Origin of the sequence: Micromonospora sp. NPDC049114, from assembly GCF_040648635.1 — a bacterium.
In the GTDB taxonomy this organism is placed as follows: Bacteria; Actinomycetota; Actinomycetes; order Mycobacteriales; family Micromonosporaceae; genus Micromonospora.
Map to the genome: position 1 here is coordinate 134,903 of NZ_JBEZEA010000008.1, position 20,357 is coordinate 155,259.

23 protein-coding genes are annotated in these 20,357 nt (G+C 72.8%); 16 read left to right on the forward strand and 7 right to left on the reverse strand.

Going from position 1 to position 20,357, the window contains the following annotated elements; all coding sequences use genetic code 11:
- Positions 1–75 precede the first annotated feature (75 nt).
- Positions 76–1,251 (reverse strand): low temperature requirement protein A, encoded by a 1,176-nt coding sequence (locus AB0B39_RS22610; protein ID WP_357489977.1) that lies wholly within the window; start codon positions 1,249–1,251, stop codon positions 76–78.
- A gap of 69 nt (positions 1,252–1,320) precedes the next feature.
- The gene (locus tag AB0B39_RS22615; RefSeq protein WP_357489979.1) at positions 1,321–1,740 is read right to left on the reverse strand and encodes a hypothetical protein; all 420 of its coding nucleotides are present in this window, start codon (positions 1,738–1,740) and stop codon (positions 1,321–1,323) included.
- 188 nt (positions 1,741–1,928) lie between these two features.
- On the opposite strand from AB0B39_RS22615, the gene AB0B39_RS22620 reads away from it, so the two are divergent.
- Positions 1,929–3,014, forward strand: coding sequence for an S-(hydroxymethyl)mycothiol dehydrogenase (locus tag AB0B39_RS22620; RefSeq protein ID WP_357489981.1), 1,086 nt, complete (start codon positions 1,929–1,931; stop codon positions 3,012–3,014).
- Positions 3,014–3,643: an MBL fold metallo-hydrolase gene (locus tag AB0B39_RS22625; RefSeq protein WP_357489983.1), complete on the forward strand. Its 630-nt coding sequence runs from the start codon at positions 3,014–3,016 to the stop codon at positions 3,641–3,643. The genes AB0B39_RS22620 and AB0B39_RS22625 overlap by 1 nt, the downstream gene beginning before the upstream one ends.
- A gap of 7 nt (positions 3,644–3,650) precedes the next feature.
- On the opposite strand, the gene tsaA is transcribed toward AB0B39_RS22625, so the two are convergent.
- Positions 3,651–4,079: a tRNA (N6-threonylcarbamoyladenosine(37)-N6)-methyltransferase TrmO gene (tsaA, locus tag AB0B39_RS22630; protein WP_357575288.1), complete on the reverse strand. Its 429-nt coding sequence runs from the start codon at positions 4,077–4,079 to the stop codon at positions 3,651–3,653.
- A 53-nt stretch (positions 4,080–4,132) separates the two neighbouring features.
- On the opposite strand from tsaA, the gene AB0B39_RS22635 reads away from it, so the two are divergent.
- The 3 genes from AB0B39_RS22635 (at position 4,133) to AB0B39_RS22645 (ending at position 6,622) form a co-directional block, all read left to right on the forward strand.
- Complete coding sequence (locus AB0B39_RS22635) at positions 4,133–4,591, forward strand: VOC family protein (protein WP_357489987.1); 459 nt, start codon at positions 4,133–4,135, stop codon at positions 4,589–4,591.
- A complete protein-coding gene (locus AB0B39_RS22640) occupies positions 4,575–5,684 on the forward strand; it encodes a DUF3626 domain-containing protein (RefSeq protein WP_357575289.1) in 1,110 nt (369 codons plus the stop codon). The genes AB0B39_RS22635 and AB0B39_RS22640 overlap by 17 nt, the downstream gene beginning before the upstream one ends.
- 221 nt (positions 5,685–5,905) lie before the next feature.
- Complete coding sequence (locus tag AB0B39_RS22645) at positions 5,906–6,622, forward strand: hypothetical protein (RefSeq protein ID WP_357575290.1); 717 nt, start codon at positions 5,906–5,908, stop codon at positions 6,620–6,622.
- 85 nt (positions 6,623–6,707) lie between these two features.
- Here the strand turns inward: AB0B39_RS22645 and AB0B39_RS22650 are convergent, their stop codons facing one another.
- Positions 6,708–8,141, reverse strand: a complete 1,434-nt coding sequence (locus tag AB0B39_RS22650) for a hypothetical protein (protein ID WP_357489991.1) — start codon at positions 8,139–8,141, stop codon at positions 6,708–6,710.
- A gap of 252 nt (positions 8,142–8,393) precedes the next feature.
- Between AB0B39_RS22650 and AB0B39_RS22655 the strand changes: the two genes are divergently transcribed.
- The 5 genes from AB0B39_RS22655 (at position 8,394) to AB0B39_RS22675 (ending at position 13,738) form a co-directional block, all read left to right on the forward strand.
- Positions 8,394–8,705 (forward strand): MazG-like family protein, encoded by a 312-nt coding sequence (locus AB0B39_RS22655; protein ID WP_357489993.1) that lies wholly within the window; start codon positions 8,394–8,396, stop codon positions 8,703–8,705.
- A gap of 626 nt (positions 8,706–9,331) precedes the next feature.
- Entirely contained in the window at positions 9,332–9,895 is a 564-nt protein-coding gene (locus AB0B39_RS22660) for a hypothetical protein (protein WP_357575291.1), read from the forward strand.
- A 445-nt stretch (positions 9,896–10,340) separates the two neighbouring features.
- Positions 10,341–11,378, forward strand: a complete 1,038-nt coding sequence (locus AB0B39_RS22665; RefSeq protein WP_357575292.1) for a hypothetical protein — start codon at positions 10,341–10,343, stop codon at positions 11,376–11,378.
- A 482-nt stretch (positions 11,379–11,860) separates the two neighbouring features.
- Positions 11,861–12,832 carry a pirin family protein gene (locus AB0B39_RS22670; RefSeq protein WP_357489999.1) on the forward strand — a complete coding sequence of 324 codons (972 nt, stop codon included), beginning with the start codon at positions 11,861–11,863 and terminating at the stop codon, positions 12,830–12,832.
- Between the two features lie 237 nt (positions 12,833–13,069).
- On the forward strand, positions 13,070–13,738 hold the full coding sequence (locus tag AB0B39_RS22675; RefSeq protein WP_357490001.1) for a hypothetical protein: 669 nt from the start codon (positions 13,070–13,072) through the stop codon (positions 13,736–13,738).
- A 286-nt stretch (positions 13,739–14,024) separates the two neighbouring features.
- Here AB0B39_RS22675 and AB0B39_RS22680 read toward each other — a convergent pair whose 3' ends face one another.
- Together AB0B39_RS22680 and AB0B39_RS22685 are read right to left on the reverse strand one after the other, a co-directional pair.
- Positions 14,025–14,693, reverse strand: coding sequence for a DUF1345 domain-containing protein (locus AB0B39_RS22680; RefSeq protein ID WP_357575293.1), 669 nt, complete (start codon positions 14,691–14,693; stop codon positions 14,025–14,027).
- 42 nt (positions 14,694–14,735) lie between these two features.
- Positions 14,736–15,008: a DUF2795 domain-containing protein gene (locus AB0B39_RS22685; protein ID WP_234588572.1), complete on the reverse strand. Its 273-nt coding sequence runs from the start codon at positions 15,006–15,008 to the stop codon at positions 14,736–14,738.
- A gap of 203 nt (positions 15,009–15,211) precedes the next feature.
- Between AB0B39_RS22685 and AB0B39_RS22690 the strand changes: the two genes are divergently transcribed.
- The 6 genes from AB0B39_RS22690 to AB0B39_RS22715 all read left to right on the forward strand — a co-directional run bounded on the left by AB0B39_RS22690 (position 15,212) and on the right by AB0B39_RS22715 (position 19,151).
- A complete protein-coding gene (locus AB0B39_RS22690) occupies positions 15,212–15,622 on the forward strand; it encodes a DUF2267 domain-containing protein (RefSeq protein ID WP_357490005.1) in 411 nt (136 codons plus the stop codon).
- Between the two features lie 220 nt (positions 15,623–15,842).
- Positions 15,843–16,865 carry a TerC/Alx family metal homeostasis membrane protein gene (locus tag AB0B39_RS22695; protein WP_357490006.1) on the forward strand — a complete coding sequence of 341 codons (1,023 nt, stop codon included), beginning with the start codon at positions 15,843–15,845 and terminating at the stop codon, positions 16,863–16,865.
- Positions 16,866–16,941: 76 nt separating this feature from the next.
- Positions 16,942–17,541 (forward strand): sulfite oxidase-like oxidoreductase, encoded by a 600-nt coding sequence (locus tag AB0B39_RS22700; RefSeq protein WP_234588575.1) that lies wholly within the window; start codon positions 16,942–16,944, stop codon positions 17,539–17,541.
- Between the two features lie 7 nt (positions 17,542–17,548).
- Complete coding sequence (locus tag AB0B39_RS22705) at positions 17,549–18,313, forward strand: ferredoxin reductase (protein ID WP_234588624.1); 765 nt, start codon at positions 17,549–17,551, stop codon at positions 18,311–18,313.
- Between the two features lie 83 nt (positions 18,314–18,396).
- Positions 18,397–18,690 carry a DUF6510 family protein gene (locus tag AB0B39_RS22710; protein ID WP_234588577.1) on the forward strand — a complete coding sequence of 98 codons (294 nt, stop codon included), beginning with the start codon at positions 18,397–18,399 and terminating at the stop codon, positions 18,688–18,690.
- 41 nt (positions 18,691–18,731) lie between these two features.
- Positions 18,732–19,151, forward strand: a complete 420-nt coding sequence (locus tag AB0B39_RS22715; RefSeq protein ID WP_357575294.1) for a hypothetical protein — start codon at positions 18,732–18,734, stop codon at positions 19,149–19,151.
- 161 nt (positions 19,152–19,312) lie between these two features.
- Here AB0B39_RS22715 and AB0B39_RS22720 read toward each other — a convergent pair whose 3' ends face one another.
- Positions 19,313–20,149 (reverse strand): LLM class flavin-dependent oxidoreductase, encoded by an 837-nt coding sequence (locus AB0B39_RS22720; protein WP_357490010.1) that lies wholly within the window; start codon positions 20,147–20,149, stop codon positions 19,313–19,315.
- Positions 20,150–20,357: the final 208 nt, after the last annotated feature.

A 20,357-nucleotide genomic window follows, 5' to 3' on the forward strand; every position in this document is an offset into this window, starting at 1 on the left:
GCCGCAATTCTGCCGACTTCCGGGCCGTCCCGCGCGCCGGCAGGCCGGGTGGCCGACCTCTGATCCAGATCGGAATCAGGCCCGGCGCGTCGCAGGCGCCCCGCTGTCGCGTTCGCGCAGCAGCACCGTCAGGGTCACGAGGGCGACGAGCAACACCGCGAGCACCTGCACCGGGGCCGGGCCCAGCGGCACGAGCAGCGCCAGCAGTGCGACGACCGGATAGGCGACGACCACCGCGCCGTGCTGCTGGCGGCGCACGAGCAGCACCCAGACGGTCAGCAGGTAGACGGCTGTCGGCACGGCCACCGCGTACGCGGCGGCCGTGCCGGAGACGTGCGCGAGGTGCCGCTCGTGGTCCACCACCACGGGCAGCCCCGCTCCGACCGCGGCGATCGCCCCGAAGATCAGATAGTGGCCGTAACCCCAGATGAGCGAGTACGGCAACCGGTCCGGCGCGTCCACCGGACGGTCGAAGTAGAGCCACCAGAGCGCGAACACGATGAGCGCGCCCGCCGCCGCGAGCGCCCACAGACCGTGGTCGCCCGCGTCGAGCCCGGTCTGGATCGCCACCGAGATCGCCAGCACCGCCTCGCCGAGCACGATCAGCGTGAACAGTCCGTACCGCTCGCCGATGTGCCCCGGGTGCCACGGCGTCATCCCCGGACGCTCGGCCACCGCCGGCACCAGCAGATCGGCGAGCGCCAGCAGCACGAACGCCCCGATGCCCCAACCGTCGGGCAGCGCCAGCCGCAGCAGCCAGCCGAGCTGCACGACTGTCACGCCTATCGCGTAGCGGCGTGCCGCCGCCCGGTGCGCCGGATCGCCGGCGGCTGCCCGGATCCACTGTGTGACAGCGGCCAGCCGCATCACCACGTACCCGTAGGTGATGACGGTGAAGTCGCCGTCGGTGAAGGCCCGGGGCACCCCGGCCGCCAGGATCAACGCCCCGGTGATCTGCACCAGCGTCGTGATCCGGTAGACGTCGTCGTCGGTGTCGTACGCCGAGGCGAACCAGGTGAAGTTCATCCACGACCACCAGATCGCGAAGAACACCATCAGATAGCTGGTCAGCGCGTGGGCGAGGTGACCCTCGGCGACGTCGTGGTGCAGGCTGGTCGCCGCCTGCGCCACGGCCACCACGAAACACAGGTCGAAGAAGAGCTCCAGCGGGGTGGCCGCGCGGTGCGGCTCGTCGCGGCGGCGGGGCCTCATCGGCCGGTAGAACGGTCGCACCGAACGACTGTGGGTCACCGCAGCTCCTCAGACCGACCGCCGGGTCGCCCACACGATAACGGGTGGCGGCGGCGCGATTCGCCCAGGTCAGCCGCGCCGGCGGCCGTGGGTCAACCCCTCCAGCACCAGGGTCAGGCCGGCCCCGACCAACCAGACGTCCTTGGCCAGCCCCGCGCCCTGCTGTGTCGGCCGTACGCTGCCGGGCTCGCGCATCCCGGGCGTCTTCAGGTACAGCTGCACGAGGCCCGCGCCGAACGCGGTCAGGCCGAGCCCCACCAGGGGCGCCGGGACGAACGGCGCGAGCAGCGCGGCCCCCAGGGCGATCTCGGAGTACGACAGCAGCTTGGCGAACCGTGGCGGCTCCAACTGACCGAGCTGCGGCATCGCCGCCACCGCCATCCCGTGCATGGCCTGCGCGGCCTCGCCCTCCAGGTTCCGCTTGCCCAGACCCGAGTTGAGGAAGTACGCCCCGATGGTGACGCGCAGCGGCAGGTGCGCGAGTTTCATGATCACTCCCGGTGGTCGTGGTCCGAATTGTGGCCCGCGTACCCGGCGTGACAGCTGATAACCGCACCGCCCGGCCGACTGGGCCGACAGTGGTGATCGGGGTAGGTTCGCCAGGGGCCCACCGCCGAGCCCGGTTCATCCGCCCGCCCGGTGTCCGGCCCCGCCGCACACCACCAGCAGGAGGCGAAGTGAGCCAGCAAGTCCGGGGAGTCATCTCCCGCAGCAAGGGCGCACCGGTCGAGGTCACCACCATCGTGGTGCCCGATCCCGGCCCCGGTGAGGCGATCGTCCGGATCCAGTCCTGCGGGGTCTGCCACACCGACCTGCACTACCGCGAGGGCGGCATCAACGACGACTACCCGTTCCTGCTCGGGCACGAGGCGGCGGGCGTCGTCGAGCAGGTGGGCGACGGCGTCACCGACGTCGCCCCGGGCGACTTCGTGGTGCTCAACTGGCGGGCCGTCTGCGGCGTCTGCCGGGCCTGCCGTCGGGGCCGGCCCTGGTACTGCTTCAACACCCACAACGCCGCGCAGCGGATGACGCTCACCGACGGCACGGAACTCACCCCGGCGCTGGGCATCGGCGCGTTCGCCGAGAAGACGCTGGTGCACGCCGGTCAGTGCACGAAGGTGGACCCGGCCGCGCGGCCGGCAGCGGTGGGCCTGCTCGGCTGCGGCGTGATGGCCGGGCTGGGCGCGGCGATGAACACCGGCAACGTGACCCGCGGCGACTCGGTGGCGGTGATCGGCTGCGGCGGCGTCGGGGACGCCGCGGTCGCCGGCGCGGCCCTCGCCGGCGCCACCACGATCGTCGCGGTGGACACCGACAGCCGCAAGCTGGACTGGGCCCGACAGTTCGGCGCGACGCACACCGTGAACGCCTCCGAGACCGACCCGGTCGAGGCCATCCGCGCCGCCACCGGCGGCTTCGGGGCCGACGTGGTGATCGACGCGGTGGGGCGACCGGAGACCTGGAAGCAGGCCTTCTACGCCCGGGACCTGGCCGGCACGGTCGTGCTGGTCGGCGTTCCGACCCCGCAGATGCGCATCGAGCTGCCGCTGCTGGACGTCTTCGGGCGCGGCGGCGCGCTCAAGTCCAGCTGGTACGGCGACTGCCTGCCCAGCCGGGACTTCCCGATGCTCACCGAGCTGTACCTGCAGGGCCGTCTCGACCTGGACGCCTTCGTCACCGAGGAGATCGCTCTGGACCAGGTCGAGAACGCGTTCGACCGGATGCACCACGGCGACGTGCTCCGCTCGGTGGTGGTGTTCTGATGGCCGTCCGGGTTGACCACGCGGTCACCTCCGGCACGTTCTCGCTCGACGGGCAGACGTTCGAGGTGGACAACAACGTCTGGGTGATCGGCGACGACGACGAGTGCGTCATCATCGACGCGCCGCACGACGTGCCAACGATCCTCGCGCTGGTGGGCGGTCGCCGGGTCCGGGCGATCCTGGCCACCCACGGGCACGACGACCACGTACGGGTGGCGCCCGAACTGGCCGAGGCGACCGGCGCTCCGGTGCTGCTGCACGACGCCGACCGGGTGCTCTGGGACCTGGTCCACCCCCAGTTGCCGCCGCACGGCGAGGTGCGGGACGGGCAGAGCATCGAGGTGGCCGGCACCCCGCTGTGGGTGCTGCACACCCCCGGGCACAGCCCCGGTGCGTGCAGCTTCTACGCCCCGGAGCTGGGGGCGGTGTTCACCGGCGACACCCTGTTTCATTCAGGGCCGGGCGCGACCGGGCGCTCGTACAGCGACTTCGACACCATCATCGAGTCGATCCGCACCCGGTTGCTGACCCTGCCCGCGGAGACTGTCGTGCACACCGGGCACGGCGACGACACCACGATCGGCGCGGAGGCCCCGCACCTGCCGGAGTGGCTGGCCCGCGGTCACTGACGGCGGCTCAGCGTTCGTCGGGTGGGCCGAGCACCGGCTTGACGTCCAGGACGGGGGTGCCGTCGAGGGCCTCCAGGTCGGCCACCTCGACGCGCAACCCGTCCACCGCCAGCACCCGCACCCGGTGCAGGCCGATCGGGTTGGGCCGGTGCGGGGAGCGGGTGCTGAACACGCCGGTGCGCGCACGGGTCTCGTCGCAGCGCGGGTGCACGGTCAGCACGTCGCGCCGGGCGCGGTCCAACCAGGTCAGCACCAGCAGCTCCGCGCCGGCCGACAGGTCGGCCAGAGCCTGCTCGACCTGCGGGTCGAAGATCAGCCACGCGGTGGGCGCACCCTCATCGCCCTGCCGGGGCGCGCTCGCCGCGTCGGTCAGCGGCGAGGCCACCCGACCGACCGGACGCACCACGTACGCGTCGTCGCCATCCGTCTCGACCATCGTCGCTCCCTTCCGGACGGTGTTCAGCCTAGGGCGTTGTTAGGATCCGGCGCATGGCCGCCGAGCACCAGGTTCCCGTCGTCCGTCAGCTGCGCCTCGTGGTGGAGGCGGCCGACCACGAGGCCGCGGTGGCGTTCTACCGGGACGCCCTCGGTCTGCCCGAGGAGGCGGCGTTCACCGGTGACGGCGACGCCCGCGTGGTGATCCTGGACGCCGGTCGGGCCACCCTGGAGATCGCCAACCCGGCGCAGAAGCGGATGATCGACGAGGTCGAGGTGGGCCGGCAGGTCGCGCCGCGCATCCGGGTGGCCTTCGAGGTCGACGACACGCGGGCGACCACCGCCCGGCTGGTCGCCGCCGGGGCGAGCGAGATCGCGCCGCCGACGCGTACGCCCTGGCAGTCGCTGAACTCGCGCCTGGACGCCCCGGCGGACCTGCAGATCACCGTCTTCGAGGAGCTGGGCGCACCGCCGGAGCGCGCCGTGGACCCCGGACATGACGGCGACGTCTGAGCGACGGCTCCGCGCCGCACTCACCCCGGCGCAGGCGGCTGCCCTCGCGTACGTGCGGTCGTCGGCGGTGGTCGAGCGTCCCGCGGCGCTCGCCGCGATCGAGCGGCACCTCGTCGCAGCCGATGGCGGCCACCGGCCGGACCTGCTGCTCGCCGCGGCTGCCCACCGTGGTCGGCTGACCGTCAACTTCCACCCCGATCGCCTGTGCGCCGACGGGCGTTCCGTCGCGGCGGCGCTGGCCGAGGACGGGGTGTACCGCAGTCAGTTCGTCACCGGGATCTCCAACGGCGGCCTCACCGCGTATCCCGGTGGCGATCGGGACCGGTGGGAGCACCGGATGTTCGGCGGCGCGTACCAGCGGCCCGGGGTGGCCCCGGCGGAGCGACCCACGTACGGCGGGATCAACCTGCTCGACCACGCGGACGGCGCCTGTCCCCGCTTCGGCTCCTGTCACCTGCGGCTGCGTCCGGCGGTGTGGGGCCGGGCGACCTTCTGCCTCGGCGACAGCCACCTCGGTCCGGACGTGGTGGGCACGGCGGACGCCTTCGAGGGGGTGTTCGCCGGGCTGCTGGCCGGCGTCGCCGGCACCGGCGAGTGCCTGGGACGGGCCGGGATGGACGTCGCCTCCCTGGCCCGGACGCTGCTGGAGGCGCCGAGCGCGCCGGCCACCCTCGGGCGCGCGCTCGACGACTACGTGGAGGCCCAGATCCACGGCCCGCTCGACCTCGCGCACGATGTCGAGGAACTGGTGGTGGATCCGTCGTTCGCCGGCACCCCGACCGGGGCGGCGCTGGAATCAACCGCCCGGCGGTACGGTTTTCCGCTGCGCTGGCACAGCGGTTTCGCGCTGGCCGTCGACCGGGTTGACGCCGAGTTCCGGGGGCCCGCGATCCCGGTGCTCGCCGCACGCCTGCACCGGGAGTTCGCCCGCCCGGGCACGCCGGTGGACGCGGAGCTGATCGGTCGGGGCGCCGTGTCGGTGGTCACCGAGCCGCAGCGGTGGGCGGACCGGGGCCCGATCGCTGACACCCTGCAGCACCTCAAGCAGCTCTGGCACGTTCTCGTCCGGTTCGGCACGGCCCACCGCGGTTGACCCGGCCGGGTGGATCGTCCCATTTCGCCGTCCGAAGGGTCTGCCATCCGATTCTCGGAGTGACCGGGACCGCAGCCGCCCACGCCTCGGGCATTTCCGGAATGACCGACACGTCAACCCGGTTGTGTCCCCCGTACCGCCGGAGCCCAAACCCCTTTCCGCGGTCATCCTCCCGAGGAGCGTTCACCCCGGAGCGCTCCGCACGATCGAAAGGAACCATCGTGAAGGTCGACTTCACTCGATGGCTCCCCGCCATCGCTAAGGACTCGTACCGCAAGACCGCGCTGAGCGTGGTGGGTGTGGCTGCCCTCGGCGGTCTGGCCCTCGCGCCGACCGCGACCGCCGCCCCGGTCACCAGCGGGCCGCACCAGGGCGCTGTCGCCGCCATCGACCTCGCCACCGGCAAGGCCGCCACCTCGGCCAAGCAGCAGAAGGACCAGCCGGTCGAGTCCGGGCTGACCACCGGCTCCGCCACCGGCAAGCCGCCGGCCGGCAAGCCGAGCCGCGACGAGTTGATCCCGCAAGGCATCGAGGGCGCCCAGTCGCGCATCCCGCTCGACGACGCGCAGCTCGCCAACGCCCGGGCGATCGTGGACGCGGCCAAGAAGACAGGCGTCGGCGACCGTGGCGCGGTCATCGGCGTCGCCACCTCGTTGCAGGAGTCGAAGCTCTACAACCTCGGCCACCTCGGCGCGTACAACGACCACGACTCGCAGGGCCTGTTCCAGCAGCGCCCGTCGTCCGGTTGGGGCACGCCCGACCAGATCACCGACCCGGAGTACGCGGCCACAGCGTTCTTCAGCGCGCTGAAGAACGTGGGCGGCTGGCAGGACCTGCCGCTGACCGCCGCCGCGCAGACCGTGCAGGTCTCCGCCTTCCCCTACGCGTACGCGCAGTGGGAGGAGCAGGCGGCGGACGTCGTCCAGCAGCTCTGGTGACACGACACGCACACACACGCCGGCCGGCCCCCATCTCGGGAGCCGGCCGGCGTCGTCGTGTCAGCGCTGTCCGGACGGCGCTGCCTCAGCAGGGCGCGTACAGGCGGCGGGTGCCGACCCCGGCGGCGTACGCGGCCCGGTCGCTGAACCGGCAGCCGTAGTCGGGTCGGGCCACCACCGCCGGATCGGTCACCGTGTCGCCGGCCGGGCGCTTGCCGGTGCGTACCCAGGACACCAGGTCGTCCCAGGCGGCGCCGGCCTCGGCCGGGCTGAACTCGCAGTGCTGCGCGGCCCGGATGGCCCGCTGCACCACCAGCCGGCCACGACCGTGCCGTGCCACGTCGGTGGCGTACGCCTGCTCCATGCTGAACGGCACGAACATGTCGCCCAGGTCGTGCAGGCTGACCACTGGCGCGCTCGGCCGCCCGGCGATCTTCGGCACCTCGGTCAGCGTCGGCAGGAGTCGCTGCACGACGTTCTCCGGAGCCACCCGCTGCACCGACGAGTTGACGTCGACGGGGCTGTTCGGGCTGTAGCGGGTCAGCAGGTTGGTCGAGATCTGGCTGGGCCGCTGAGCGGGGGAGTCGCCGCCGTCGGTCACCGCGATGGAGAAGAGGAAGTCCTTCCAGACCGCGAAGGCCGCCTCCGCGCCGGGCCGTGGCCCGCCCGAACGGTTCACGGTGATGGCCCGCAACTGCTTGCCCCGATCGTTGGTGGTGTCCGGCCCGGTCGGCGTGAGACCCGCCAGCCCGAGCGCCACCTGGATGCGGGGCACGGCGTTGCTGAGGTAGTCGGCCGGCGTCGGGTAGGCCGGCACACCGGCGAGGGTCTGCGCGACCAGGTTGTAGTCCAGATAGAAGTCCAGCAACGTCTGGTCACCGAGCACGCCGCACATGGGCAGCGCCCCGTCGTAGTAGCCCGGATACTGTTCCAACGAGCGCCCGATGACGTACCCGCCCATCGACACCCCCGCCAGGTAGGTGCGGTGAGGTCTGCGCACCGTCCGCCCGAAGTGGTCGGCGAGGTCCCTCGTGCTCAGCACACCGGAGCGGATGTCGAAGCCGTTGCGGTCGTACGACGACGACGCCCACGCGTATCCCTGGGCCAGCAGCCGCTGGCGCAGCTCGAAGGCCGGCGACTCCGGCGAGAGCACCGTGCCCTGGCCGCGGTAGCCGTGCGCCCACACCACCAGGTCGCCGTTCCACCGGGCGGGAACCTCGATGATGTACGCGGCGTGCCGGTGCACGCCCTGGCGTACCGTCGTCGGCTTGCCGGCCACCACCAGCGGCGCCAGCGGCGGATTCTGGAAGGTGTAGCCGGGCAGCGGCTGGTCGCCGGAGGGGTCGTGGCCGGCGGTGCTGGGCGCGGCGCCGGTGGTGTTGGGTGCGGCGGTGTTGGCTGCGGCGGCGGTGGGTGCGGCGGCGGCGGTGGGTGCGGCGCCGAGCAGCCCGACGGCCAGGGTCAGTGTCGCGGTGGCGGCGATCAGGGGGCGGAGCCTGCGAACGGGTACGGACAGCATCGATGCTCCCCATCGGACGGATGTCGCCTGCGGGGGCGACCAGGCGGGACGGTTGCCTACCGGCCGGTAGCGCCCTGAACCTAGGACTGCCGTCGACCGGAGTCAATGGCTGAACTGACCGACCAGTCAGACAGCCGGTGCGGCCCGCGCGTCCCGACCGTGCGGGCTGCGCCCTTACCGTGCCCCCGGGTGCGCCCCGACCGTGCGGCCCGGGTGTGTGACCGGCCGGGGCGGTCGGGTTGACTGGTCGCCGTGGACGACTCGATCTGGGCGGCGGCCCGGTCTGCGCGGAGCTGGCTGGACGCGGCGAACGGCACCGGGCAGACGGAACTGACCTGCCGCATCCTGAAGCTCACCGAGGAGGCGGGGGAGGCGTCAGCCGCCTGGATCGGTCTGCTCGGGCAGAATCCGCGCAAGGGTGTCACCCACACCCGCGAGGACGTGGCGGCCGAGTTGGCCGACGTGGTGTTCACCGCGCTCGTAGCCATCGAGAGCCTCGGGCTCGACGCGCAGACCGTTGTGGGGGCCTGTGCGGAAAAGGTCCGCTCTCGCCTGGAAGGCTGACGCCATCCGACCTCCATGATCCACTCGACTTCATGGAAACCGGGGTATCAGCCGAGTCCGAATACCCCGGTTTCACGTAACCCGAGTGGATCATCCCGTGGCCCTTCCCAACCGCCCGCGTCGCTGTGCCCGACTGGGCGGGATGTCCGTTTCTGGGCGGTCGTTGGGTGGTGACCGGTCGCACCCGTGGGCCGGAATCGTGGCGGGCCGGGGGTCGTTACATACCCTGACGATCGCAGGACCACGGCCACCCCCGCCCGCTCGACCGGGCTGGGAATGGCCGACGCGGCCGGGTCGTTGCAGACCCCCGAACAACCCGTGGCCCCGCCCCCTGGGCCCCGGTGAGGGCCCGGGAATGACCCCGGATGGCCGGCCGTTACACCCGGTCCGGACGCCGCGAGCCCCGCTTGCGGGCCGCCGGGAATGACCGCGGATCGCGGGTCGTTACACCCGGTCCCGGCGCCACGAGCCCCGCTCGCAAGGTCGCCGCGCCGCGAGCCCCCGGCTCGCAGGCCCCCAAACTTTCCCCTTGTTTTGTGCAGCGCCGGACGAGGTGCTCACACCCCACGTCACCGACCCCCCTTGGTGGTGCGTGTGGTGTTCCTACCCCCGAAGGAGCTACCCCCATGAACACGATCTTCCGTAAGAGCATGCTGTCTGTTGCCGGTCTCGCGTTCGCCGGTGGTGTCTTCGCCGGCCCGATCGCCGCGCACGCCAACCCCGTCGACGCCAAGCCCACCGCCGCCGCCGCGGTGCAGACCGTGGCGCCGAAGCCGCAGGGCGCGCAGTCCCACATCGACTTGAACGGTGAGCAGACCGGCAACGTCAAGGCGATCATCGCCGCCACGAAGAAGGCCGGCCTGCCCGAGCGCGCCGCGGTCATCTCGATCGCGACGAGCCTGCAGGAGTCCAAGCTGGAGAACCTGGGTCACCTCGGCGACGCCAACGACCACGACTCGCTGGGCCTGTTCCAGCAGCGCCCCACCTCCGGTTGGGGCACCCCCGAGCAGATCACCAACCCCGAGTACTCCACCACCGCGTTCCTCAAGGGCCTCAAGCAGGTTGACGGCTGGCAGGACATGCCGCTGACCGACGCCGCGCAGACCGTGCAGGTCTCGGCCTACCCGGACGCGTACGCCCAGTGGGAGCAGCAGGCCACCGACCTCGTCGCCCAGCACTGGAACAGCTGACCCCGAACCAACCGATGGCCGGCACCCGACAACGGGTGCCGGCCATCGGCATACCCGGCCGGCACCCCGAACCCCGGGGTGCCGGCCATCGGCACACCCAACCCCGCCCACTGACCTGGCCGCCACCCCGAGTCGGGTGTCGGCCAGCGGCATACCCAACCCCCGCCCACTGACCTGGCCGCCACCTCGAAACCGGGGGCCGGCCAGCGGCATAGCCAGCTTCGCCAGAGTGACCGGCCGCCCCCGCACATCCACCGCTGCAGTTCCGATGAACGGCGTTGTCGGCCTGCGTGACGGTGAATCTTGGACAGTTTCCGTTAGCAGCTAACGGAAACTGTCCAAGATTCACCGATGCGACGTAGCGGAGCGGCGTGGTTGGCGCGGAGTGATCCGATCGGCGGGCGGGTACGTACCTCCCGGCGGGGACCGGCGGAAGGGCAGAGGCATGGCCGCAGTGGGTGACGGCACCGAGCACCAGGCAGAACACGAACCCGGGCAGCAACCAACCCACCCGGCGGCGGCGCGCTCGGCGGTGGCGCAACCGGCGGCGCGGTCGGGGGTGGAGCGTTCGGCCGCAGCTCAGCCGGAGTGCGAGGGCGGCTCGGCTCGGCCCGCCTCCGACGCAGGGCGCCGGTCGGAGACGGAGCCGCGACCACCGGAAGCCGACGCCGCACCGGGGCGCTGGTCGGTCGGTGCCCGGCTGCTGTTGGCCGCCGCGGCTGTGGTGCTGGTTCTCGGGGCCTCGGCGGTGGTGGTCATCGTCGCCGACCCCTACCGTCTCGGCCAGACCTACTCTGGCGCACCCGACGGCGTCCCCCCGGACGGCAGCCGACGGGACGCTACCCGGCCGGATGCGGCAGCGGCCGCCGAGCAGACGATGACGACGCCGCTGGCGGGGCGACAGAAGGCCACCTTCGTGCTGGCGGACGGGTTGTCGTCGTTCGACCTTCGGGTGGGCGACCTGGGCGACGACCTCTATCGGATCAGCAGCCCGGCCGGCTCGGGCGTGGCAGTCCGTCCCGTGGTGCAGGGTGAGACCGTCCGGCTCGGGGTGGTGGCCACCGGCACGTCCGAGGGGCGGGCCGCGCGGGTGCTGCTCAGCGAGCGGGTCGCCTGGCGTCTGCGCCTGGAAGGCGGGGTTGGCGAACAGGTGCTTGACCTGGCGCAGGCGCGACTTCTGGGCGTGGACCTCGTCGGCGGCTCCGCCCGCACCGACCTCATCCTGCCGCCGGTGAACGGCGGCACGACGACCGTGCGGCTGACCGGTGGCGTCAACCAGTTCGACATCCGGGTACCTGGCACTCCACCGGTACGGGTGCGGGCGGGAGCCGGGGCCGGTTCGGTCGCGGTCCGCGACGAGCGTTGGGCCGGGGTCGCCGCGGGTGCGTTGCTGAGTACGCCAGGGTGGGACCGCTCGGCCAACCGGCTCTTCCTTGACCTGGTCGCAGGTGCCGGCACCGTGACGGTGACCGAGTCTCGGTGACCGTCCCGCGACTCGGACGCCGACCAGGTTCGTCGGGCGCCGGCCGGTGTCGCCGGGGCGGTGAGGTCGGGTGCTGGTCGGGGCCGTCGCGCAGTGACCAGGGCGGAGCAGTGGCCAACGACGGCGACACCAGCCGGTGTGGCCGGGGGAGCGGGCCGAATGCGGGGCCGCCGGGGGGAGCCGGCTGAACGCGGGGCCGCCGGGGGAGCGGGCCGAACGCGGGCCCACCGGGGGAGCGGGCCGAACGCGGGGCCACCGGGGGAGCGGGCCGAACGCGGGGCCACCGGGGGAGCGGGCCGAACGCGGGGCCACCGGGGGAGCGGGCTGAACGCGGGGCCGCCGGGGGAGCGGGCCGGACGTCGGGCGGGACTTCGGGCCGCTGCGTGGGACGCCGACCGGCCCGCCCGTGACGTGCTGGGTCGGAGGTCACCCCTGCTGGGAAGCGCCGCTGCCCGGGGAGGGCGCGAGCGTACAGTCGGGCGGTGGAGCGTACCGAATCGATGCTGGCAGAGACCCGACCGCCCGGCGTGGCCGACGTCGATCCCGGCAGCGTGCTGCTGCCGGGCCACGACGTGCCGTTGGGGCGGTACACGACCGTCCGGCGGTTGTTGCCGCAGCGGCCTCGGCGGATGGTTGGCGCGTGGTGCTTCGTGGACCATTTCGGCCCGGACGACGTGGCGCAGCGCCCCGGCATGGAGGTGCCACCGCACCCGCACACGGGCCTGCAGACGGTGACCTGGCTCCTCGACGGCGAGATCATTCACCGCGACAGCCTCGGTAACGTCCAGGCGATCCGGCCCGGCCAGTTGAACGTGATGACCTCCGGGCACGGCATCGCCCACTCGGAGCGGTCGCCGGCCACGCACCCGCCGGTCATGCACGGTGTGCAGCTCTGGGTGGCGCTGCCGGACCCGGCGCGGGCCGGCGCCGCGGACTTCGCCCACCACGCCGACCTGCCCCGGTGGCGCGACGGCGACCTGGACGCGACCCTGCTGGTCGGCGAGTTCGCCGGCCAGCGGTCCCCGGCGGTGGTGCACACCCCGCTGGTGGGCGTGCAGCTCGAGCTGGGTGGGGCGGCGCCGACCACGCTGTCGTTGCGGCCCGATTTCGAGTACGCCCTGCTGGCGATGTCCGGCTCCGCCGAGGCCGCCGGGGTGGGCTTCGAGCCGGGCGCGTTGCTCTACCTGGGTTCGGGTCGGCGCGAGGTGACCGTGCGCGGTGGGGCGGGGGCCCGGCTGTTGCTGCTGGGGGGCACGCCGTTCGAGGAGCCGCTGGTCATGTGGTGGAACTTCGTGGGCCGCTCGCACGAGGAGGTCGCCGCCGCTCGTCAGGACTGGATGGCCGGCCGGCGATTCGGAGTGGTGGCCGACGACGCGGCGTCGCCGCTGCCGGCGCCCGCCCTGCCCACCACCCGGCTCAAGGCGCGCGACCGCACCGGCGGCCTGCACGGCTGACCGGCACGGGCCGGGTCAGGACGCACGCCGGGTCAGGACGCACGCCGGGCCGGGACGCGCGCCGGGACGGGATGCGCGCCGGGCCGGGACGCGCGCCGGGACGGGACGCGCGCCGGGACGGGATGCGCGCCGGGCCGGGACGCGCGCCGGGCCGGGACGCGGGCCGGGTCAGGACACGCCGCGCCTGGGCGGGCCGGGGGCGGCGGTTGGCCGACGGTGGCGTGGGTAGTCGCCGGCATGGCGACCACTCTGATCACGCCCGTGGAGGACCGCAAACGTCTGGCCCGCCGGCTGGCCGGGAGCGGACGGGGCTTCGCCGAGCAGTACGGCTTCCGCGTGACCAACAATCCGGCGAGCCTGTTCCAGGTGCTCTACCTCGCGGTCCTGCTCGCCCGCCGGGGTGACTTCCGGCGGGCGGTGGACGGCGCGCGGGCGCTGCGCGACGAGGGGTGGGACAGCGCCGCCCGGCTGGCCCGGTCGCTGCACCGGGACCGGGTGCGGGTGTTGCGCGACAGTGGTCAGCGCGGGGACGTCGACGCGTTGGCCGACGTGCTGGGTGATCTGGCCCGGACGGTCGTCGAGCGGTACCGGGGCGACCTGCGCCGGTTGCGTGCGGTCGCCCACCACGAGCCGGCTGCCGAGCGTGCGCTCCTCGCCGACCTGCCCGGGGTGGACGACCAGGTGGTCGACCTGTTTCTGCGCGAGGCACAGGCGCTGTGGCGGGAGGTGGCGCCGGTCGCGGACCGGCGGGCGCTGGCGGCGGCCCGTCGGCTGGGGTTGGGCCGCTCGGCGGATGACCTGGCCGGCTTGGCAAGCGGCGAGTCCGAGCGGCTGGCATGGCTGGTGGGGGCCCTGGCCCGGGTCGATCTGGAGCACCGGTACGCGGAGCTGACCGGGCGTCCCTGACGTGCCCTGGCCCACACTTCGCCAAAAACTGACCGTACGGAGGATGGTCTGTCGTATGGTTGTACCCGGCAGTGCTGACCGCTCGGTTCGAGCGGCCATCCACCGCCTGGTGACCCGCGACCGGTTCGGACGCGGTTCACCGCCTGGACAGGTTTGTGTGGCGCCCCCGGCCGCGGTTCGTGGCCAAGGGGCGCCCGCCTGTCCCGGCGAGGCGCCGCCGTGACGCACGAGCCGCCGCCCGTGACACACAACCGCCGCCGCCCGTGACGCAGCCGGGCGTGAGCGCTCAGCGGGCCAGACCCGCCAGCAGGTTCACCGTGACGGCGATGATGAACGCGCCGAACAGGTACGACACCATCGAGTGCCGCAGCACCGTACGACGCATCTCGTTGCTGGTGAGGTTGGTGTCGGAGACCTGGAACGTCGTCCCGATGGTGAACGCCACGTACGCGAAGTCCGAGTACCGGGGCGGCTCGGGCTGGTTGAAGTTCACCCCGCCGTCGGGGCCCGTGTAGTAGATCCGGGCGTACCGGGCGGCGAACACGGTGTGCACCACCAGCCAGGACAGCACCACGCTGAAGACGCCGAGGCCGCCGTACAGGTCCCGGCGCGGGCCGGGTGGCGCCGCGTGGGCGCTGGCCACGACGAGGCCGACAGCCAGCAGGCTGGCGAGGCAGGCGATCAGCAGCACCACGTCCCGGATGGCCCGGTTGGGATCTTCGTGTACGGCGAGTCGGGCGGTGCGGGTCGCGTCCATCGGCCAGAGTTTGCGCCACACCAGCACCAGCCAGCTCAGCGCGGCGGCGTCCCAGCCGGCCAGCGGGGCGAGCGATGGCGACAGTGTCAGCGCGAAGACGCAGCCGGCGATGGCGCCGACCACCGCCACGACGAGGAGCTGCCCCGCCGCCGGGGTGTGCCCGTCCGGGGGGCGGGACAGCGGACCGGTGCGGCTCATCCGCGCCGCCCGCCCGTCGCGGCGGACGCCACCACCGCCGGGTCAGATGCCGCGCAGATGCTGCGACACCCGGTTGTGCTTCTTGTCCCGGGCCTGCGCGGCGCGTTGCGAGGGGCCCACCTCCGGGGCGGCCTCGATGCCTGCGGACCGGGCCACCTCGGTGCCGTTGGCGTAGTCGACGGGCGGCAGGGCGCGCAGCGCCTTGAGCACGTCCGGCGGGGCACCCTCGCGTTCGGCCTCGCGGACCACGTCGTCCTTCTCGGCCGGGTAGTCCAGGCTCGACAGGTACTGCAGGACGTCCGCGTAGCTCGCCATGTCTGGGGCTCCCTCGGGGCATCGATGTGGTCACGACCGGCGGCGGTTACCCGTCCGCCGTCCGGTCACGCCCGGCCGGGCGCAGGAAATCGCCCAGGCCGGCGGAGGACGTCGTCCTGGTCGCCGCGGGAGATCCGGCGTCGTTTCCACGACGGCGCGGCGGGTACCCGCAGGCGCCGCCGACAAGCCCGAGGGAGTACGCGATGAACTACGACACCTTCGTCGACCAGGTTTCCCAGCGCACTCGGACGTCGTCCGAGCAGGCGGTCGAGTTGACCCGGGCCGTGCTGGAGACGTTCGCCGAGCGGCTGACCGGCGGGGAGGTGCTGGACCTGGCCGCGCAGCTTCCGCAGCCGTTGCAACTGGTGCTCAAGCCCAGCCCGAGCACCGAGCAGGCGGACCGGTTCGGAGCGGCCGAGTTCGTGGCGCGCGTGGCGCTGCGCGCCCGCGTGGAGGAGCCGGCCGCGCGGGACGCCGTCCGGGCGGTGTTCACCACCCTGCGTGAGGCGATCACCGGCGGGGAGTTCGACGACGTGGCGACCCAGTTGCCGCGCGACTACCGGGGCCTCGTGGAGCAGGCGATGGCGCCGGGCGCCACGTTGCGCCGCGCCTGACGACAGTGCCAGAAATCGAGACGCACAGCGGTTGGCCAGGGCAACCATCGACGTCCGGCTTGGCGTGTCGATCGGCCCTGGCCTAACCTTGTCGTGCGAGGGGAGTACTTCCCACGAACCATTCCGGTCAGTACGGCACGCCCGGCGTGCCTCGGGTGGTTGCCCATCTGGTGATGGGTGAAGGAGACCTCGAACATGACACGGTGTTCGAGGAGACCCCATGACCGAATTGTCATATCTAGCCGCTGCGAGTGATCTGTCGTCGGTGGGTACGCCCACCCTCTGGGCGGTGACCATCGCCGGCGTGGTGCTCCTGCTGGTGCTGGACTTCCTGGTGACGCGCAAGCCGCACGAGGTGTCCATGCGCGAGGCGATCGGCTGGTCGGCGTTCTACGTCGCGCTGCCGCTCGCGTTCGGCGGCTGGGTCTGGTCCCGCTACGGCTCCGAGCAGGGCGTGCAGTACCTGACCGGTTACCTCGTCGAGAAGTCCCTCTCGGTCGACAACCTCTTCGTCTTCATGCTGCTGCTGGCCGCATTCGCGGTGCCGGCCGTGCTCGCCCAGCGCGTGCTGCTCTACGGCATCGCCGGCGCTCTGGTGCTGCGGGCGGTCTTCATCGCCCTCGGCGCGGCGGCCCTGCAGACCCTCGACTTCGCCTTCCTGCTCTTCGCGATCATCCTCGTCGCCACGGCGGTGAAGCTGCTGCGCGACGCTCTCTCCGGGCATCAGCAGGAAGTCGACATCAACAAGATGCGCTCGGTGAAGCTGCTGCGCAAGATCATGCCAGTGGTCGACGAGTACCACGGCACCCGGATGACCGTTCGGCAGGGCGCGAAGCGGGCACTCACCCCGTTCGCCCTGGTGGTCGTCGCGGTGCTGGCCACCGACATCGTGTTCGCTGTCGACTCGGTGCCCGCGGTGTACGGCATCACCGAGGACCCGTACCTGGTCTTCGCCACGAACGCGTTCGCCCTGCTCGGCCTGCGGGCGCTCTACTTCGTCCTGCACGCCGCGCTGAGCCGGCTGGTGCACCTCAGCTACGGCCTGGCGACCATCCTGGCGTTCATCGGCCTCAAGCTGGGCCTGCACTGGGCGCACGGCATCTGGCCCAGCGTGCCGCAGATCCCCACCCTGGCCTCGCTCGGCGTGATCATCGGCGTGCTGGCGGTGGTCACCCTGACCAGCCTGCGGGCCACCCGGGGCGGCACGCCCGAGCAGCGCGAGGTCGTCACGGAGCGGCACTGACCGCGCCGCGCCGGGTCGACGAGGGCGTACGCCAGAAAGCCTCCGACCCGGCCGGCCCGGGTGGTACGACTGTGCAATGGGAATCGTGTCACCGGGCTTTCAGGGTCGGCCCCGCTCACAGGAGCCGGCCCTGCCACCCGGTCAGTACCTGACCGAGGACTTTCCGGTGCTGTCGGCCGGCCCGACACCCCGGGTCTCCCTGGACACCTGGGAGTTCGTCATCTCCGCCGAGAACGGCACCGAGTACCGGTGGTCGTGGCAGGAGCTGATGGCGCTGCCGCAGGAGACCCCGATGGTCGACATCCACTGCGTCACCCACTGGTCGAAGCTCGGCACCACCTGGCAGGGCGTCTCCCTGGACACCCTGCTCGACGGCGTGGACACCGGCGCGCACTTCGCGCTCGCCCACTCGTACGGCGGGTACACCACCAACCTGCCGCTTGACGATCTGCGCGGTGGCCGGGCCTGGGTGGCGCACACCTTCGACGGGGCGCCGCTGCCGGCCGAGCACGGCGGCCCGGCGCGGCTGCTGGTGCCGCACCTGTACTTCTGGAAGTCCGCCAAGTGGGTGCGTGGCATCCGGCTCAAGACGATGGACGAGCCGGGGTTCTGGGAGACGGCCGGCTACCACGACTACGGCGACCCGTGGCGCGAACAGCGGTACCAGGGTGACTGAGCGGGCCGTGGCGACGGGCACCCCGGCCCGGGCGCCGATCAAGTGGCAGGTGGCGCGGCTGGTGGAGCGCCGGGTCGAGACGGCGACGGCGCAGACGCTGGTCCTGGAGGTGCCGGACTGGCCGGGGCACCTTCCCGGGCAGCACGTCGACGTGCGGTTGACCGCGCCGGACGGCTACCAGGCCGCCCGGTCGTACTCGATCGCCGGGCCGGCGGTGGACGGCCCGGGCGGCCCGCGCATCGAGGTGACCGTCCAGCGGGTGCCCGACGGTGAGGTGTCGCCGTACCTCATCGATGTCTTCGGCGCCGGCGACCCGGTGGAGGTCCGCGGACCGCTCGGTGGCTGGTTCATCTGGCGGTCGGAGGACACCGCGCCGGTGCAGCTGGTCGCGGGTGGCTCCGGCATCGTGCCGCTGATGGCGATGATCCGGGCGCGGCGGGCGATCGGCAGCAGGGTGCCGTTCCGGCTGATCTACTCGGTGCGTACCGCGGAGGACGTGATCTACGCCGACGAGCTGCGCCGCCGGGTCCGCGACGACTTCGGCCTCGATGTGGCGTACGTCTACACGCGCGAGGCGCCCGACGGTTGGCGCGGCGAGCCGCACCGGATCGGCCTGGCCGACGTGAACACCCACGGTTGGCCGCCGGACCTGGAACCGCAGACGTACGTGTGCGGGCCGACCGGGTTCGTGGAGGCCGTGGCCGATCTGCTGGTCGGGCTGGGCCACCCGTCGCGGCGGATCAAGACCGAACGCTTCGGCCCCACCGGCTGAGAGCCCGCCCGCTGCCTGTCCCGCCCGCTGCCTGTCCCGCCCGCCGCCTGTCCCGCCCGCCGACGCAACGTCGAGGAGACCCGATGACCGAGATGTCGTACCTGGACGGCAACATGCTCGACGGCCCGATGCGCGAGCTGTTCACCGTCGACCTGAGCACCGCGATGGGCCGCTGCGAGAACTGCGGGATGACCGGCTCGATGGCCAGTCTGCACGTCTACTCGCACGCGCCGGGCCTGGTCGCGCGCTGCCCGTCCTGCGAGTCGGTGATGGTGCGCCTGGTCCGCGCACCGGACCGGGCCTGGCTGGACATGCGCGGCGTCACCTACCTCCAGGTGCCGATGCCGATGGAACGGCCGCTTCCCGAGCCGCTCTGACGGGTCACCCGGCGCCCACGCCGCTGCGGCAGACTGGCCGGATGAGCACCGGTCGGTGGCACGGCGTTCCACCGCGGGCCCGGCTTGTCGTGTCGGCGGCCGTCCTGGTCTTCGCCTACGGCACCGTCGTGCACGTGCTGCAGGTGTTCGTCCCCGGGCTCCGGCCGCCGCTCGCCCTGCCCGGGTGGCTCGCCGCCTACTTCGTGTCCCTGACCCTGTGGGATCCGTTGGCGGCGCTGCTGCTGGCGGCTCGCCGTCGGGCGGGGCTCGCGCTGGGCTGCGCCGTGCTGGTGACGGACGCCGCCGCGAACGGGTACGCCAACTACGTGCTCGACCCCGCCGGTGGCGTCACACCGGGCCGGATCGGGCAGGCCGTCATCACCGCCCTCGCGGTCGCCTTCGTCGGGTCCACCCCGTGGCTGGCCCGGTGGTTCGTCCGGCCCGCGACACAGCGCAACTGAGCGGAGCCGCCGCTACGGCGCTTCCGCATCCGCCTCGGCCCGGATGGCGCGGACCGCGTCCACCACAGCGGACAGTCAGCTGACCGGACGGGGCAGGACCGGGGCCACCGTGTCGACGCGGCGTGCTGCCTCTGCGGCGACCCCGATCCGGGTGCTCCGGCTCAACGCACGATCTCCGCGAGGATGTCCACCTGCCCCGGGTCCGGGGCGTAGCAGTACAACACCAGCTCGTCCGCGCCGAACTCCCGGTACGCGGCCACGGTGTCGACGATCTGCGCCGGGTCGCTCAACGGCTCGCCCCAACCGGGCCGGCCGGTGAACGCGTAGTAGGCGGCGATGGCGCCGCGGGCCTCGTCGATCGTGGCGGCCGACCCGACCGCGACGTTAACCTGGCACACGAGGCGCGGCCGACCGGGACGGCCCGCCGCCTCCCACCCCTCCCGCACGGTGCGGACCAGGGGGCCGGCCCAGGCCAGGGGCGCCGCGCAGACGAACCCGTCGGCGTACCGTCCGACCCGCCGCAGTGCCGGCGCGGCGAACCCACCGATCAGCATCGGTGGCCCCCCGGGCGTGGTGGGGCGGGGCCCGATCGTCGTGCCGCGGTACGGCTCGCCCCGCCAGATCTCGCGCAGGGCGGCGAGTTGCCCGTCGAGCAGTCGACCTCGCTGCCCGATCGGCGTGCCGGCGGCGACGTGGTCGTCGTCGCGACCACCGACGCCGATGCCGAGGACGAAGCGACCAGCGGACATGCGGTCCAGGGTGGCGACCTGCTTGGCCAGCAGGGCGGTCTCGCGCAGCGGGCCCAGCAGGACTTCCGTCTGGAGGCGGATGCGCGTCGTGGCGCCGGCGAGGACCGCCAAGGCGGTCAACGGTTCGGGATTGTCGAACGTGAGGCGGTCCAGCAGAGCGAGGCTGTCGAAGCCGAGTGCTTCGGCGGTCGTGGCCCAGTCGAGCAGACGGGCCGGTGCGCTGATGGGCAGGCCGAGGCCGATGTCCATGTCGATCTCCGTAGGGTGGGCAGCGTGAACTGAAGCCGCCACCTTCTCCTCGCTCGCGGCGAGGTCCCGAGTTCATCTGCGACGTGTTTCTCGAACCAGGGATACGAAGTTCCGCGCCAACTGTATGCGGCATCCGCCGAGGCGTCCCGGCTTACCCGCCGCAGCGCGCGATGATCGACTCCGTTTCACGGAAATCGGGGTGTCCGAG